The following is a 14,569-nucleotide window of genomic DNA, read 5'->3' on the forward strand; positions in this document are numbered from 1 at the left end:
CCATGGCTCGCTCGGTCTGGAAGGGTCCTTTCGTGGACCTCCATCTGCTCAAGAAAGCCGAAACGGCCCAGGACGGTGGCAGCTCTGCCCCGATCAAAACCTGGTCGCGCCGGTCCACCATCCTGCCGCAGTTCGTGGGGCTGACCTTCAACGTCTATAACGGCCGCAAGTTCGTGCCGGTGTCGGTGAATGAAGACATGGTCGGCATGAAGCTGGGTGAATTTGCGCCGACGCGCTTCTTCCCCGGTCACGCTGCTGACAAGAAGGGCAAACGCTAATGGGCAAGGAAAAGTCCCCCCGCCGCGTTGCCGATAACGAGGCGCTCTCGGTCGGCACGCAGATTCGCGGTTCGGCGCAGAAGCTGAACCTCGTTGCCGCGCTGATCCGCGGTCGCAAGGTCGAAGACGCGATGAACATCCTCACCTTCTCGAAGAAGGCGATGGCTGTTGACGTGCGCAAGGTTCTCGCCAGCGCCGTCGCCAACGCGGAAAACAACCACAACCTCGACGTTGATGCGCTGGTCATCCAGGAAGCAAGCGTCGGCAAGTCGATCTCGATGAAGCGCTGGCACGCACGCGGCCGCGGCAAGTCGACCCGGATCGTCAAGCCGTTCAGCCGCATCCGCATTGTCGTGCGCGAACAGGAAGAAGAGGCGTAAGATGGGCCAGAAGAGCAATCCGATCGGCCTGCGCCTGCAGGTCAACCGCACCTGGGACAGCCGCTGGTTCGCCGAAGGCCAGGATTATGGCCGCATGCTGGTCGAGGATCTGAAGATCCGCCAATATGTGTTCAAGAACCTGCCGCAGGCCGCGATCTCGAAGGTCGTGATCGAACGCCCGGCGAAACTGTGCCGCGTGTCGATCTATGCCGCCCGTCCGGGCGTCATCATCGGCAAGAAGGGCGCCGACATCGAAAAGCTGCGCAAGCAGCTGGGCGCGCTGACGGGCAGCGACGTGTCGCTGAACATCGTCGAAATCCGCAAGCCCGAGGTTGACGCCAAGCTCGTCGGCCAGGGCATTGCCGACCAGCTCGAACGTCGCGTCGCGTTCCGCCGCGCCATGAAGCGCGCGGTTCAGTCGGCGATGCGTCTGGGCGCCGAAGGCATCCGTATCAACTGCGCCGGCCGTCTGGGCGGCGCGGAAATCGCGCGTACCGAATGGTACCGCGAGGGCCGGGTGCCGCTGCACACGCTGCGCGCCAATGTCGACTATGCCGAATCGACCGCGCACACCGCCTATGGCGTGTGCGGGATCAAGGTGTGGATCTTCAAGGGCGAGATTCTCGGCCACGATCCGATGGCGACCGACCGTTTGATGCTCGACGCACAGACGACCGGCGTCCGTCCGGCTCGTGAAGATCGCCGCTAAGGACTGCTGACATGCTGCAACCGAAAAAAACCAAGTTCCGCAAGGCTTTCAAAGGCCGCATCCATGGCAATGCCAAGGGTGGCACCAGCCTGAACTTCGGCTCCTACGGGCTGAAGGCGATGGAACCCGAGCGCATCACCGCGCGCCAGATCGAAGCGGCACGCCGTGCGATCAGCCGCGCGATCAAGCGCCAGGGCCGTTTGTGGATTCGCATCTTCCCCGACGTCCCCGTGTCGTCGAAGCCGGCCGAAGTCCGCATGGGTAAGGGCAAGGGCGCTCCCGAATATTGGGCTGCGCGCGTCAAGCCGGGCCGTATCCTGTTTGAACTCGACGGCGTTCCCGGCCCCGTGGCCGCGCTGGCATTCGAACGTGCGGCGATGAAGCTGCCGATCAAGACGAAGGTGATCGCCCGTCTCGGCGACACCTCGCATCTGGAGGGTTAAGGGCCATGTCCAAGACCGAAGATTTCAAGGCCAAGACCGACGACCAGCTCGCCGAACAGCTTGGCGAACTGAAGCGTGAGGCGTTCAACCTCCGCTTCCAGGCGGCCACCGGCCAGCTTGAAAAAGCATCGCGCGTCAAGGAAGTCCGGCGTTCGATCGCCCGCATCAAGACGCAGCAGACCGAGCGCACGCGCTCGGCCGCGAAGTAAGGAGACTATCGATGCCGAAGCGCATTCTGACCGGTACGGTGGTGTCCGACAAGGGCGACAAGACCGTCGTGGTGAAAGTCGAGCGGAAGGTGAAGCACCCTCTGTACGGCAAGATCATCCGCCGTTCGAAAAAGTATCACGCCCATGATGAGGACAACGCCATCAAGGCCGGCGAAACCGTCCGCATCGAGGAAACGAAGCCGATTTCGAAGCTCAAGACGTGGAAGGTGCTCGACAAGGTCGACACTCACAGCAAGCCGGCTTCGGCTGCTCCCGCCGCGGCCGAAGGCTGACACCAGTTCACGGAACCGCCGGGGTTGCCCGGTAGGCCACAATAGAAGGAAATGCATCGATGATTCAGATGCAGTCACAATTGGAAGTCGCTGACAACAGCGGTGCCAAGCGCGTCCAGTGCATCAAGGTGCTGGGCGGGTCGAAGCGCCGCGTTGCCGGCGTTGGCGACGTCATCGTCGTGTCGATCAAGGAAGCGCAGCCGCGCGGCAAGGTCAAAAAGGGTGACGTGCATCGCGCCGTCATCGTCCGCACCCGCAAGGATGTGCGCCGCGCCGATGGCTCGGTGATCCGGTTCGACACCAACGCCGCCGTGCTCGTCAACAAGAACGAAGAGCCGATCGGCACCCGTATCTTTGGCCCGGTGGTCCGCGAACTGCGCGGCCGCGGCTATATGAAGATCATCAGCCTGGCACCGGAGGTTCTCTGACCATGGGTATGGCCAAGATCAAGAAGGGCGACACGGTTGTCATCCTGTCCGGCAAGGACAAGGGCAAGACCGGCGAAGTGACGCAGAGCCTGCCGAAAGACGGCAAGGTTGTGGTCGCGGGCGTCAACATCATCACGCGGCACCGCAAGCCGAGCCAGACCAACCCGCAGGGCGGTCTGGAACGCAAGGAAGCGCCGCTGCACGCGAGCAAGGTCGCGGTTGCCGACCCCAAGTCGGGCAAGCCGACCCGCGTGCGTTTCGAAACCAAGGACGGCAAGAAGGTCCGCGTGGCCGTGAAGTCCGGGGAGACCATCAATGGGTGACAATTATACCCCGCGCATGCGCACCCGCTATGACGATGTGATCGTCAAGGCGATGACCGAGAAATTCGGTTATAAAAATGCGATGGAAGTGCCGAAGATCGAAAAGATCGTGCTCAACATGGGCGTCGGTGAAGCCACGCAGGACAAGAAGAAGGTCGAATCGGCAGCTGCTGAAATGGAGCTGATCGCCGGCCAGAAGCCTGTCGTGACCAAGGCCAAGAAGTCGATCGCCCAGTTCAAGCTGCGCGAAGGCATGCCGATCGGTTGCAAGGTCACCTTGCGCCGCGAACGCATGTATGAATTTCTCGACCGCTTGATCACCATCGCCATGCCGCGCATCCGCGACTTTCGCGGCGTGTCGGCGACCAGCTTCGACGGCCGTGGCAATTACGCCATGGGCCTGAAAGAGCAGATCATCTTCCCCGAAATCAACTATGACCGCATCGACCAGGTGCGCGGCATGGATGTGATCGTGACCACCACGGCGCGCACGGATGACGAAGCCCGCGAACTGCTCAAGCTGTTCGGCTTCCCCTTCCCGATCGAAGCCGAAGAAAAGGCAGCCGCCTGAGTCCTTTCGGATCAGAGTGGCTCTTTCAAGAAGGAAAGAGAACTTAAGTCATGGCGAAACTGAGTTCGACGAACAAAAATGAGCGTCGCAAGCAGCTGGTGAAGAAATATGCCGGCCGTTATGCGAAGCTGAAGGCGATTGCAGCGGACACCTCTCTCGACGAGGGCGAGCGTCTGATCGCGCGCCTCAAGATGGCGGAAATCCCGCGCAATGGTAACCCGACCCGCATCCGTAACCGGTGCGAGCTGACGGGGCGCCCGCGCGCTTATTATCGCAAATTCCGGCTGTGCCGTATTCAACTCCGCGATCTGGCCAACAAGGGCCTGATCCCCGGTGTTGTTAAGTCGAGCTGGTAAGGGACAGACAAGATGGCAATGACCGATCCTTTGGGTGATATGCTCACCCGCATCCGCAACGGCCAGACGGCGAAGAAGGACAGCGTCCTGACGCCGGCTTCGACGCTGCGCGTTCGTGTTCTCGACGTGCTGCAGCGCGAAGGCTATATCCGCGGCTACAGCGAAGAAGCGCTGGGTGCCAAGGGCGAGCACAAGGGCATCCGTATCGAGCTGAAATATTTCGAAGGGCAGCCGGCGATCCGCCATGTGGCGCGCGTTTCGAAGCCGGGCCGCCGCATCTATTCGGGGTCGAAAGACCTGCCGATCGTGCGCAACGGCCTGGGCATCACCATCGTGTCGACCCCGCGCGGTGTCCTGTCGGACGCCGAGGCTCGCGAGCATAATGTCGGCGGCGAAGTGCTGGCGGAGGTGTTCTGATGTCACGCATTGGTAAAAAAGCAGTCGAAATCCCCAGCGGCGTCACCGCCGCGATCGACGGCGGTCAGCTGTCGATCAAGGGGCCGAAGGGCACGCTCGCGATGCCGCTGTCCGACAATATCAAATATGAAGTCGGCGATGGCAGCATTTCGGTGCAGCCGGCGAATGACAGCCGCGAAGCTCGCGCCTTTTGGGGCATGCAGCGCACTTTGGTGCAGAACCTGATCACCGGCGTCACCGAGGGCTTTACCAAGGTGCTCGAAATCACCGGTGTGGGCTATCGTGCCAACTCGCAGGGCAAAAATCTGAAGCTGCAGCTCGGCTACAGCCACGATGTCGACTTCGCGGTGCCCGAGGGCATCGAGATCAAGACGCCCGACAACACCACGATCGAGATCAGCGGCATCGACAAGCAGCAGGTCGGTCAGGTTGCAGCCGAAATCCGCCGCTGGCGCAAGCCGGAGCCCTATAAGGGCAAGGGCATCAAATATCGCGGCGAGTACATCTTCCGCAAAGAAGGCAAGAAGAAGTAAGCCATGGCACATCTTACCCCATTCGAAAAACGCCGTCAGCGCGTTCGTACTGCCCTCCGCAAGCGGGCCGGTGGGCGCGCGCGCCTGTCGGTGCACCGTTCGGGCCGGCATATCTATGCCCAGCTTATCGATGATGCCGCCGGCCAGACGCTGGCTGCGGCTTCGACGCTGGACAAGGATGTCCGCGGCAAGACCGGCGCGACCACCGCGGCGGCTGCCGACGTTGGCAAGCGCCTCGCCGCTGCCGCCAAAAAGGCGGGTGTGACGCAGGTCGTGTTCGACCGCGGCGGTTTCCTGTTCCACGGGCGCATCAAGGCGCTGGCCGACGCGGCTCGCGAAGGCGGATTGGAGTTCTAATCATGGCAGACGAAGTACAGAACGTCGAAGGCGCTCCCGAAGCAGCCCCCACCACCGACGGTCAGGCTCCGCGCCGCGGCCGTGGCGGCGGCGCTGGCGGCCGTGACGGCAACCGTGGCGGTCGTGACGGTGGCCGTGGCCGCCGCGACGATCGTCGTTCGCAGGGCGATGACGGCGGCGAAGAGCTGATCGAAAAGCTCGTCCATATCAACCGCGTGTCGAAAACCGTGAAGGGCGGCAAGCGCTTTGGTTTCGCAGCGCTCGTCGTCGTCGGCGATGGCAAGGGCCGTGCGGGCTTTGGTCATGGCAAGGCGCGCGAAGTGCCCGAAGCCATTTCAAAGGCGACGGCGGCTGCCAAGAAGTCGATGATCCGCGTGCCGCTGCGCGATGGCCGTACCCTGCACCATGATGGCCTCGGCCATTTCGGTGCTGGTCTGGTCACCGTCCGCTCGGCGCCCGCCGGGACCGGCATCATCGCCGGTGGCCCGATGCGCGCCGTGTTCGAATCGCTCGGCGTTGCTGATGTGGTGACCAAATCGAACGGCACCTCGAACCCCTATAACATGATCCGCGCGACCTTTGAGGCGCTCGGCGAACAGACCAGCCCCAAGTCGGTCGCGCAGCGTCGCGGCAAGAAGGTGTCGGATCTGATCAAGCGCGGCGGTGCATCCGACCGCGCAGCCGAAGCCGAAGCCGCGGCGGTGACGGAGTAAGATCATGGCTGACAAGAAGATCAAGATTCGCCAGATCGGCTCGCCGATCCGTCGGCCGAGCAGCCAGCGCGCCATCCTGACCGGCCTCGGCCTGGGCAAGATGCACCGCGAGGTCGAACTGGTCGACACCCCCGAAGTGCGCGGCATGATCCGCAAGCTGCCGCACATGGTCGAAGTCATCGAGGGTTAACCCTCCGCGACCGACCCAATCCTATCCGCGCGACAAAAGCGAAAGCGAGTGCACAATGACGATCAAACTGAACGAACTTCGTGACAACAAGGGCGCCCGCAAGGGCCGGATGCGCGTCGGACGCGGCATCGGTTCGGGCAAGGGCAAGACCGCCGGCCGCGGCCAAAAGGGCCAGAAGGCCCGTAGCGGCGTTGCGATCAACGGCTTTGAAGGCGGCCAGATGCCGCTCCACATGCGGATCCCGAAGCGCGGCTTCAACAATATTTTCGCCAAGGATTTTGCGATCGTCAATCTGGGCATGGTCCAGAAACTGGTCGACGCGAAAAAGCTCGACGCCAAGGCGGTGATCGATCACGCCGCGCTCAAGGCGGTTGGCCTGGCCCGCGGCGGCAAGGATGGCGTCCGCCTCCTCGCCAAGGGTGAGCTGACCTCGAAGCTGAACTTCGCCGTCGCCGGCGCGTCAAAGGGCGCGATCGAAGCGGTCGAAAAGGCTGGCGGCAAGGTCGAACTGCCCGAAGCCAAGCCTGAGGGCGAAGGCAAGAAAGCCACGCGCAAGGCTGCCGCGGCCGCCAAGAAGAACTAATGCACTTGGGGGCGGACGGCATCGGGCCGCTCCGCCCCCGACGCATTTGAATCGGGCCTTTCCCCTTGCGCTTCGTGACCTCCGAACGCACATAGGCGCCGGGTCGCGGGGGGCGCGGTCCGGAACCCGAGGAAAATACCCATGGCCTCTCGCGCCGATCAGCTTGCTTCCAACCTGAACTTCTCGAAATTCGGCAAAGCGACCGAACTCAAGAACCGCATCTGGTTCACGATCGGCGCGCTGATCGTCTTTCGTTTCCTGTCGTTCGTGCCGCTGCCCGGCGTTGATCCGGTTGCGCTGTCGACGCTGTACAGCCAGGCCGCCTCGGGCGGCGTCCTCGACATTTTCAACACCTTCTCGGGCGGCAGCCTGGAGCGCATGAGCATCATCGCGCTCGGCGTCATGCCCTATATCACCGCGTCGATCGTCGTGCAGCTGGCCGCCGCCTTGTCGCCCAGCCTCGCCGCGCTCAAGAAAGAGGGCGAAAGCGGACGCAAGAAGCTCAACCAATATACCCGCTACGGCACCGTTTTTCTGACCGCGATCCAGGGCTATTTCATTGCCGTCGGGCTTGAAACGCTGGGCGCGAGCCAGGGCATTGCCGCGGTCGTCGATCCCGGCATGATGTTCCGCATTGGCGCCGTGATCAGCATCGTCGGCGGCACCCTGTTCCTGATGTGGCTGGGTGAACAGATCACCGCTCGCGGTATCGGTAACGGCGTATCGCTGATCATCATGGCGGGCATTCTGGCCCAGCTGCCGCGCAGCTTTGCCCAGATGTTCACCCAGGTCCGCGAAGGGTCGATGGGCGGCGGCACGGTGATCGCCGTGTTCGCCGGCGCGATCATCGTCATTGCCTTCATCGCGTTCATGGAACGCGCGCAGCGCCGCGTGCTGGTGCAATATCCCAAGCGCGCGACCCAGCGCGGCGGGATGCAGGCCGACCGCAGCCATTTGCCGTTGAAGGTGAACACCGCGGGCGTGATTCCGCCGATCTTTGCCTCGTCGCTGCTGCTGATGCCGCTGACCATCACCCAGATGATGGGCAACAATGTCCAGGGCGACACCGCGACCAGCGATTTCCTGATCTCGCTCAACCAGTATCTGGCGCATGGCCAGCCGCTCTACATGGCGCTTTATGCGTTCGGCATCATCTTCTTCTGCTTCTTTTACGTCGCCGTCGTCTTCAATCCCGAGGAAACCGCCGACAATCTGAAGCGCCAGAACGGGTTCATCCCCGGCATCCGCCCCGGCAAGAACACCGCTGCCTATCTCGACCATGTGCTGACGCGCATCACCGTGCTGGGTGCGGCCTATCTGGCGGCGATCTGTCTGATCCCCGAATATTTCATCGCCCAGTCGGGGCTGCCCTTTGCGCTCGGCGGCACCAGCCTGCTGATCATCGTCAACGTGACGATCGATACGATCAGCCAGATCCAGAGCCACATGCTGGCGCATCAATATGGCGACCTGATCAAAAAGGCCAAATTGAAGGGCGGCGTTGCGCGGCGCTAAACGCCAAGCTACGGCAACTAGCGCCGAGGGTTAGGCAACGGGCAGGCAACAGGGGCTTCCATGACGCTGAACATCATTTTGCTGGGTCCGCCGGGGGCGGGCAAGGGAACGCAGGCGGTGCGTCTGGAAGACGAGCATGGCATGGTCCAGCTGTCGACCGGCGACATGCTGCGCGCCGCGGTCAAGGCGGGCACGCCGATCGGGGTGCAGGCAAAGGCGGTGATGGACGCGGGCGAGCTGGTGTCGGACGACATCGTCTCGGGCCTGATCGGCGAACGGCTCGACCAGCTTGGCGCCGAGACATCGGTGATCTTCGACGGCTATCCGCGCACCGCGGCGCAGGCCGATGCGCTCGATACGATCCTCAGCGACCGCGGCCGCAAGCTCGACCATGTCATCGAACTGCTGGTCGAGGAAGATGCGCTGGTCGATCGGATCACCGGGCGCTTTTCGTGCGGCAATTGCGGCGCGGGCTATCACGACCGCTACAAGCTGCCGAAGGTCGCGGACACCTGCGACCAGTGCGGCGGCCACGACTTCAAACGCCGTCCCGACGATAACGAGGAAACGGTGCGCACCCGCATGGCCGAATATCGCGCCAAGACCGCGCCGATCCTGCCGATCTACGACGCGCGCGGCATCGTCACCCGCGTCGATGGCATGGCGCCGATCGACGAAGTCAACGACGCGATCGAAGCCGTTCTCGCACCTGCTGGCTAGCCAGCTTCCCCGGCGCCGGTTATTGAGGTGCGAGGGGGAGCAGGCTCATGGCAATTTCCGGATATTTCACAGGTGCTGCGATGATCGCGGCGCTGGCTTTTGCGCCCGTCGCGACCGCCAAGGTGGTCGATCAGAGCGAGGCCGGTTTCACCGTCGCGCACACCGCGCAGGTCACCGCAACCCCCGCCGACGTGTGGAAAATGCTCCGTATGCCGCAAAACTGGTGGTCGAAAGAGCATAGCTGGTCGGGCGATGGCGCGAATTTCTGGCTCGATTCGCAGGCTGGCGGCTGTTTCTGCGAAAAATTGCCCGATACCGGATCGGGGGTCGGCAGCGTCCAGCACGCGCGGGTGCTGTTCTCCAAGCCGGGGCAGATGCTGCGCCTGTCGGGCGCTTTCGGGCCGCTGCAGGGCGAAGCGCTGAACGGCACGCTGACCATCCAGATCAAGGCCACCCCGACCGGCAGCGCGCTGCGCTTCGACTATGTCGTCGGCGGCTATATGCGCTTCAAGGTCGCCGACATCGCGCCCGCGGTCGACAAGGTGATCGGCGAACAATTGCTCGGCCTCGCCAATGCGCTTGGCGGGGCATTGCCGCCGACGCGCGACGAAAAAGCGGCGGCGGAGGCGGCCGAAAGGTCGGTGCCAGAAGCGCCGCCCGCAAAGGAAGAACCGGGGCTCGACGCGGCGGTCGCCGATCTGGTCGAAGCCGCGCCAAAGGCCGAGCCCGAAAGCCGCTAAGCCAATCACCGTAGCCCTGAGCCTGTCGAAGGGCGCTCAACGGAAAAGCGCCCTTCGACAGGTCCAGGGCCACGGTTCAGGAGCAGCAGGACGGTTACGCCTCGGGCGTCCCGCGCAGCTTTGCCAGCGCCGCGAACGGCCCGGCGGCGTCTTCGCTCAGCACGCCCTTTTCGGCCAGGACGCGGGCGGCGTCGGGGTGGCGCGGAAACGGATCGAGCGCCAGCGACAGCGTCTGCACCGCCGCCTCACCCAGATCGATCCGGTCGCCGTCGAGCGGCAGCAGGTCGCAATCCTCGCTGCTGATCTCGATCTCTTCGTCGGCGTCGACCGGGGCATCGACATCGCGCAGGAAGCGCAGGTCGAACGGTTCGGCCAGCGTTGCCGGGACGGGCAGGCCGGTTGCGGCGCACGGCTGGACCAGCTCGGCCTGCACCGCGCCCTTCACCCCGATACCCCCCGCCACGGCGCGGACCTCGGCGGTCAAGGTAAAGCGGTCGACGGCGATCAGGCCGAGCCGTTTGGCGATCCGTGCGCGCGCCTCAGCGTCGGCCTCGATCGCAATGTCGCGGCCCTGCGCCGCATCCGATACGGTCAGGACGAGCGAAAATTCGGGTGCGGTGCTCAAACCGCGGCTCCTGCCAGCCGATCGGCGGTGACGAGGACCGGCACCGGCATCGCCGCCAGCGCCGCGCGCAACTTGCCGACCTCGGCCATCACATGCGCCAGCCCGGCGGCGTCCGGTTCGTTGCCGCGCCACAGGTTGCGCACCAGCGCGGCGCGCAGTTCGTCCGAGCCGTCGGCGGCGCGATAGACGCCGAGCCGCCCGCCGAGCGCGCCGACCATCCGCCCGATCTGTTTGCCGACGACCATGTCGCCAAAACCGATCTGGCGCATCTGGCCGTCCATATCATTGACGAACAATTCGGTCAGTTCGACCCCGGCGCGCCCCGCGGCCGGGTCGTCGTCGATCCGGTGCAGGACGAGCGCCAGCACCAGGCTCACCATATCAAAGCGGCCGTCGAGCGTGTCGGGGACGCCGCCATCGGCATACCAGTGCGGAGCGCGGGCGGTCGCGACGACGGCGTTCCACAGCGGGCGGCGGGCTTCGCGCGGGTCGGGCTGCGAGCGGAAGAGGTTACGAAGCGAGAACATGTCCACCGCTTAGGCGCAATCGGTGCCGCGGAAAAGGGGGGGCGACGCGCTGCGCTGGTCAGCTTGTGGCAAGCTTTGCCGCGCCACAAGCGGCTTGTGCGCCATGTCCGCTTGCGGTTAAGAGGCGCGAGAGCGAGCGCCGAGCGCCGAGTGAGGCCGCGACAGGCGCAACGGAGATTATAGATGCCGAATATCAACTTTTCGTCTGCCGCTCCGCGCGCGCGCCTGATCGTCCTCGGGCTTGCCGTCGCGCTCACTGTCAGCGGCTGTGCGCAGCTCAAGGGTCGGCAGGGCTATGTCGTCGATCCGTTGCTGACCAGCGCGATCACCCCCGGCGTCGACAACCGCGAATCGGTCGAAAAGACGCTCGGCCGCCCGACCTTTGTCGGTCAGTTCAGCGACAATGAATATTATTATGTCTCGCGCGAAACGCGCCAGCTCGCCTTTGCCAAGCCGCGTCCGGTCGACCAACAGGTACTGCGCGTCCGCTTCGATGCCGCGGGCAATGTCGCGGCGGTTGATCGCACTGGGCTGGAACTGGTGAGCAAGATCAGCCCCGAAGGCGACAAGACCCCGACGCTGGGCCGCGAGCGCAGCTTCTTCGAGGACATCTTCGGCAACATCGGCGCCGTCGGCGCCCCGGGTGCGGGCGCTCCCAGCGGCCAGTAAGCCTGCGACTTAATCCTCCCTGTCGCGCAGCGATGGGGAGGGGGACCGCTCGCCGCAGGCGAGTGGTGGAGGGGCGGCGACGTCAGCGCCAAAGCCCCTCCGTCAGCACTTCGCGCTGCCACCTCCCCATGGCTTCGCCACAGGGAGGATTAAGGATTCTACTGCGCGATGCCGCCCGCGGCGAGCACCGCCAGCGTCACCAGATCCGACGCCGGCGACGCCATTGTCGCGACCTGCACCGGATGTTCCATGCCGACCAGCATCGGGCCGATCACCGCGCCGCCGCCCAGCTCGCGCATCAGCTTCGCCGACAGATTCGCCGATTGCAGCCCGGGCATGACCAGCACATTCGCCGGTCCCGACAGGCGGCAGAACGGATATTTCGCCATCACCTTTTCATTCAGCGCGACGTCGGGCGCCATTTCGCCTTCATATTCGAACCCCGGCTTGCGCTGGTCGAGGAGCGCCACCGCATCGCGGATATTGTCGAGCCAGCTGCCCGGCGGATTGCCAAAGGTCGAATAGGACAGGAACGCGACGCGCGGTTCGTGGCCCATGCGCCGCGCGACCTGCGCGGTGCGTTCGGCAATATCGGCGAGCATTTCGGCGGTCGGCCGCTCGTTGACCGTGGTGTCGGACATAAAGATGGTTTGATGCTGGCCGACCAGCACATGGATGCCGAACGGCGTCTTGCCCTCGGCATGGTCGATCACCCGGCGCACTTCGCGCATCGTCTGCGAATAGGTGCGGGTGACCCCGGTGATCATCGCGTCGCCTAGCCCCAGCTTGAGCATCAGCGAGCCAAAGATGTTGCGGTCGCGGTTGACCATCCGTTCGACATCGCGGCGCAGGTAACCGCGACGCTGGAGCCGCTCGTACAGGATCTCGACCATCTGCGGCACATGCGGCGAATTGACGCTGTTGTGGACCTCGTAATTTTCGGGATCGGCGACCCCCATGTCCTTCAGCTTGTCGCGCAGCCCTTCGCGCCCGACCAGCACCGGGGTGCCATAGCCGCCGTCGCGGAACTGGATCGCCGCGCGCAGCACCACCTCTTCCTCGCCCTCGGCAAACACCACCCGCTTGGGATTGGCGCGCGCCGCTTCATACGCCAGCGTCAGCACCGACGTCGTCGGGTTGAGCCGCGCGCGCAAGGAGGTGCGATAGGCGTCGAGGTCGGCGATCGGTTTTTGCGCGACGCCGGTTTCCATCGCCGCCTTGGCCACCGCGGCGGGGACGATTTCCATCAGCCGCGGGTCAAAGGGCGAGGGGATGATATATTCGGGGCCAAAGCTCGATGCGCGCCCGCCATAGGCGGCGGCGACCTCCTCGGGCACCTGCTGGCGCGCCAGGTCGGCGATGGCATAGGCGGCGGCGATCTTCATTTCCTCGTTGATCGCGGTCGCGCGCACGTCGAGTGCGCCGCGAAAGATGAAGGGGAAGCACAGGACATTGTTGACCTGGTTCGGAAAATCCGACCGCCCGGTCGCGATGATCGCGTCGGGCCGCGCGGCGCGCGCATCGGGGGGCGATATTTCGGGATCGGGATTCGCCATTGCAAAGATGATCGGCGCGGGCGCCATGTCCTTGACCATTTCGGGCTTCAACGCGCCCGCCGCCGACAGGCCCAGGAACACGTCGGCACCGACGAGTGCCTCGGTCAGGTCGCGCGCTTCGGTCGGCACCGCATGCGCCGACTTCCACTGGTCCATGCCCTCCAGGCGGCCCTGATAAATGGTGCCTTTGCGGTCGCACATGATGACATTTTCATGGGCCACGCCCATCGATTTGATCAGCGAGGTACAGGCGATCGCCGCGGCGCCGGCGCCGTTGACGACAACCTTCACCGTCGCGAGGTCGCGCCCGGTCAGGTAGCAGGCGTTGATCAGTCCGGCGGCGGTGATGATCGCGGTGCCATGCTGGTCGTCATGGAACACCGGGATGTTCATCTTTTCCTTCAGCGCCGCTTCGATGATGAAACAATTGGGCGCCGCAATGTCTTCCAGATTGATCCCGCCGAAACTCGGTTCGAGCAGTTCGACCGCCTCGATAAAGCGCTGCGGGTCTTCGGTATCGACTTCCAGGTCGATCGAATCGACGTCGGCAAAGCGCTTGAACAGCACCGCCTTGCCTTCCATCACCGGCTTCGAGGCGAGCGCGCCCAGATTGCCCAGGCCCAGGATCGCGGTGCCGTTCGAAATCACCGCGACCAGATTGCCCTTGATCGTATAATCATAGGCTTTCGCCGGATCTTCGGCGATCGCCAGCACCGGGACGGCGACGCCGGGCGAATAGGCAAGTGACAGGTCACGCTGGGTCGCCATCGGCTTCGACGCGACGATCTCGATTTTGCCGGGCCGGCCATATTCGTGATAAAGCAGAGCCTCGCGGTCCGAAAACTGCACCTTGCTGCCGCTGTCCATCATCTATCCCCTATCCAAACTCATCAGACGCGCGCCCGAGCCCTTTCCCTAACGTCGCAGGCGCCGATTGTAACCCCGCCTCGATCGTAAAGTGTGTTGCGCGCGCCTTTTGAAGGTGGCCAGCAGGATGGCCGCTTGCGACCGGTTGTGGACGCTCTCTCTTCCCTTCGTCATTCCCGCTTTCGCGGGAATGACGAGGAGGGTGTAGGGCCGCTCCCCACCCCAAAGCGGCCATCCGTCGCTCAAAAATACGCTGTCCTACATTATTCCGCTATGCCAGCCTTCGTGTCAGCTGTTTCAATTTACAGGCAAAAGCGGTCACCGCCCCGATTCCGGATGCGGCCAAGTGCCAGCCGTCCTCTGTCCGCCCAACACGACAAATCGGGCGCTGCACTAGGCTGAACTTTCCTGAACTTTGGCATGATGGCCCGATCCACGCGCCGACCGGATCGCGGCACCGGCCCGGGATAACCGAAGACGGCAATGGCTGCTCGCCACCCCAAAACCGATACCGCTCAACCCCGCCTTGCCATGCCGCCCCCAATCACTAAGCAGGGTCCGATGCCC

General features: G+C 64.0%; 23 protein-coding genes. 20 read left to right on the forward strand and 3 right to left on the reverse strand.

Going from position 1 to position 14,569, the window contains the following annotated elements; all coding sequences use genetic code 11:
- Positions 1 to 2 precede the first annotated feature (2 nt).
- The 19 genes from rpsS to FFS68_RS01525 all read left to right on the forward strand — a co-directional run bounded on the left by rpsS (position 3) and on the right by FFS68_RS01525 (position 9,758).
- Positions 3 to 278, forward strand: a complete 276-nt coding sequence (gene rpsS, locus FFS68_RS01435) for a 30S ribosomal protein S19 (RefSeq protein ID WP_037556370.1) — start codon at positions 3 to 5, stop codon at positions 276 to 278.
- On the forward strand, positions 278 to 658 hold the full coding sequence (rplV, locus tag FFS68_RS01440) for a 50S ribosomal protein L22 (RefSeq protein ID WP_088439838.1): 381 nt from the start codon (positions 278 to 280) through the stop codon (positions 656 to 658). The genes rpsS and rplV overlap by 1 nt, the downstream gene beginning before the upstream one ends.
- A 1-nt stretch (position 659) precedes the next feature.
- Complete coding sequence (gene rpsC / locus FFS68_RS01445) at positions 660 to 1,367, forward strand: 30S ribosomal protein S3 (protein WP_137751516.1); 708 nt, start codon at positions 660 to 662, stop codon at positions 1,365 to 1,367.
- A gap of 11 nt (positions 1,368 to 1,378) precedes the next feature.
- Positions 1,379 to 1,810 (forward strand): 50S ribosomal protein L16, encoded by a 432-nt coding sequence (rplP, locus tag FFS68_RS01450; protein WP_137751517.1) that lies wholly within the window; start codon positions 1,379 to 1,381, stop codon positions 1,808 to 1,810.
- A 5-nt stretch (positions 1,811 to 1,815) separates the two neighbouring features.
- A complete protein-coding gene (rpmC, locus tag FFS68_RS01455) occupies positions 1,816 to 2,019 on the forward strand; it encodes a 50S ribosomal protein L29 (RefSeq protein WP_039578281.1) in 204 nt (67 codons plus the stop codon).
- An 11-nt stretch (positions 2,020 to 2,030) separates the two neighbouring features.
- Positions 2,031 to 2,312, forward strand: coding sequence for a 30S ribosomal protein S17 (rpsQ, locus tag FFS68_RS01460; RefSeq protein WP_137751518.1), 282 nt, complete (start codon positions 2,031 to 2,033; stop codon positions 2,310 to 2,312).
- A 59-nt stretch (positions 2,313 to 2,371) separates the two neighbouring features.
- The gene (rplN, locus tag FFS68_RS01465; protein WP_088439828.1) at positions 2,372 to 2,740 is read left to right on the forward strand and encodes a 50S ribosomal protein L14; all 369 of its coding nucleotides are present in this window, start codon (positions 2,372 to 2,374) and stop codon (positions 2,738 to 2,740) included.
- 2 nt (positions 2,741 to 2,742) lie between these two features.
- Positions 2,743 to 3,063, forward strand: coding sequence for a 50S ribosomal protein L24 (rplX, locus tag FFS68_RS01470; RefSeq protein WP_137751519.1), 321 nt, complete (start codon positions 2,743 to 2,745; stop codon positions 3,061 to 3,063).
- A complete protein-coding gene (gene rplE / locus FFS68_RS01475) occupies positions 3,056 to 3,634 on the forward strand; it encodes a 50S ribosomal protein L5 (protein WP_137751520.1) in 579 nt (192 codons plus the stop codon). Before rplX ends, rplE begins: the two co-directional genes overlap by 8 nt.
- Positions 3,635 to 3,684: 50 nt before the next feature.
- Positions 3,685 to 3,990: a 30S ribosomal protein S14 gene (rpsN, locus tag FFS68_RS01480; protein WP_088439825.1), complete on the forward strand. Its 306-nt coding sequence runs from the start codon at positions 3,685 to 3,687 to the stop codon at positions 3,988 to 3,990.
- A 12-nt stretch (positions 3,991 to 4,002) separates the two neighbouring features.
- Positions 4,003 to 4,407: a 30S ribosomal protein S8 gene (gene rpsH, locus FFS68_RS01485; RefSeq protein WP_137751521.1), complete on the forward strand. Its 405-nt coding sequence runs from the start codon at positions 4,003 to 4,005 to the stop codon at positions 4,405 to 4,407.
- The gene (gene rplF, locus FFS68_RS01490) at positions 4,407 to 4,940 is read left to right on the forward strand and encodes a 50S ribosomal protein L6 (protein ID WP_137751522.1); all 534 of its coding nucleotides are present in this window, start codon (positions 4,407 to 4,409) and stop codon (positions 4,938 to 4,940) included. The genes rpsH and rplF overlap by 1 nt, the downstream gene beginning before the upstream one ends.
- 3 nt (positions 4,941 to 4,943) lie before the next feature.
- Complete coding sequence (rplR, locus tag FFS68_RS01495) at positions 4,944 to 5,297, forward strand: 50S ribosomal protein L18 (protein WP_120217705.1); 354 nt, start codon at positions 4,944 to 4,946, stop codon at positions 5,295 to 5,297.
- A gap of 2 nt (positions 5,298 to 5,299) precedes the next feature.
- Positions 5,300 to 6,010, forward strand: a complete 711-nt coding sequence (gene rpsE / locus FFS68_RS01500; RefSeq protein WP_137751523.1) for a 30S ribosomal protein S5 — start codon at positions 5,300 to 5,302, stop codon at positions 6,008 to 6,010.
- A 4-nt stretch (positions 6,011 to 6,014) separates the two neighbouring features.
- Positions 6,015 to 6,200 (forward strand): 50S ribosomal protein L30, encoded by a 186-nt coding sequence (gene rpmD, locus FFS68_RS01505; RefSeq protein WP_137751524.1) that lies wholly within the window; start codon positions 6,015 to 6,017, stop codon positions 6,198 to 6,200.
- 55 nt (positions 6,201 to 6,255) lie between these two features.
- On the forward strand, positions 6,256 to 6,783 hold the full coding sequence (gene rplO, locus FFS68_RS01510; protein ID WP_137751525.1) for a 50S ribosomal protein L15: 528 nt from the start codon (positions 6,256 to 6,258) through the stop codon (positions 6,781 to 6,783).
- A gap of 141 nt (positions 6,784 to 6,924) precedes the next feature.
- Positions 6,925 to 8,298, forward strand: a complete 1,374-nt coding sequence (gene secY / locus FFS68_RS01515; RefSeq protein WP_137751526.1) for a preprotein translocase subunit SecY — start codon at positions 6,925 to 6,927, stop codon at positions 8,296 to 8,298.
- Positions 8,299 to 8,358: 60 nt separating this feature from the next.
- Positions 8,359 to 9,018 (forward strand): adenylate kinase, encoded by a 660-nt coding sequence (locus tag FFS68_RS01520; protein ID WP_171003695.1) that lies wholly within the window; start codon positions 8,359 to 8,361, stop codon positions 9,016 to 9,018.
- Between the two features lie 47 nt (positions 9,019 to 9,065).
- Positions 9,066 to 9,758 (forward strand): hypothetical protein, encoded by a 693-nt coding sequence (locus FFS68_RS01525; RefSeq protein WP_137751527.1) that lies wholly within the window; start codon positions 9,066 to 9,068, stop codon positions 9,756 to 9,758.
- A gap of 94 nt (positions 9,759 to 9,852) precedes the next feature.
- Here FFS68_RS01525 and FFS68_RS01530 read toward each other — a convergent pair whose 3' ends face one another.
- Both FFS68_RS01530 and FFS68_RS01535 read right to left on the reverse strand, forming a co-directional pair.
- Complete coding sequence (locus FFS68_RS01530) at positions 9,853 to 10,383, reverse strand: DUF177 domain-containing protein (RefSeq protein WP_137751528.1); 531 nt, start codon at positions 10,381 to 10,383, stop codon at positions 9,853 to 9,855.
- Positions 10,380 to 10,910 (reverse strand): ubiquinol-cytochrome C chaperone family protein, encoded by a 531-nt coding sequence (locus FFS68_RS01535; RefSeq protein WP_137751529.1) that lies wholly within the window; start codon positions 10,908 to 10,910, stop codon positions 10,380 to 10,382. The genes FFS68_RS01530 and FFS68_RS01535 overlap by 4 nt, the downstream gene beginning before the upstream one ends.
- A 183-nt stretch (positions 10,911 to 11,093) precedes the next feature.
- On the opposite strand from FFS68_RS01535, the gene bamE reads away from it, so the two are divergent.
- The gene (gene bamE / locus FFS68_RS01540) at positions 11,094 to 11,579 is read left to right on the forward strand and encodes an outer membrane protein assembly factor BamE (protein WP_137751530.1); all 486 of its coding nucleotides are present in this window, start codon (positions 11,094 to 11,096) and stop codon (positions 11,577 to 11,579) included.
- Positions 11,580 to 11,737: 158 nt separating this feature from the next.
- Here the strand turns inward: bamE and FFS68_RS01545 are convergent, their stop codons facing one another.
- Positions 11,738 to 14,002: an NADP-dependent malic enzyme gene (locus tag FFS68_RS01545; protein ID WP_137751531.1), complete on the reverse strand. Its 2,265-nt coding sequence runs from the start codon at positions 14,000 to 14,002 to the stop codon at positions 11,738 to 11,740.
- Between the last annotated feature and the right edge of the window lie 567 nt (positions 14,003 to 14,569).

Origin of the sequence: Sphingopyxis sp. L1A2A (assembly GCF_005502465.1) — a bacterium.
Taxonomy (GTDB): Bacteria; Pseudomonadota; Alphaproteobacteria; order Sphingomonadales; family Sphingomonadaceae; genus Sphingopyxis.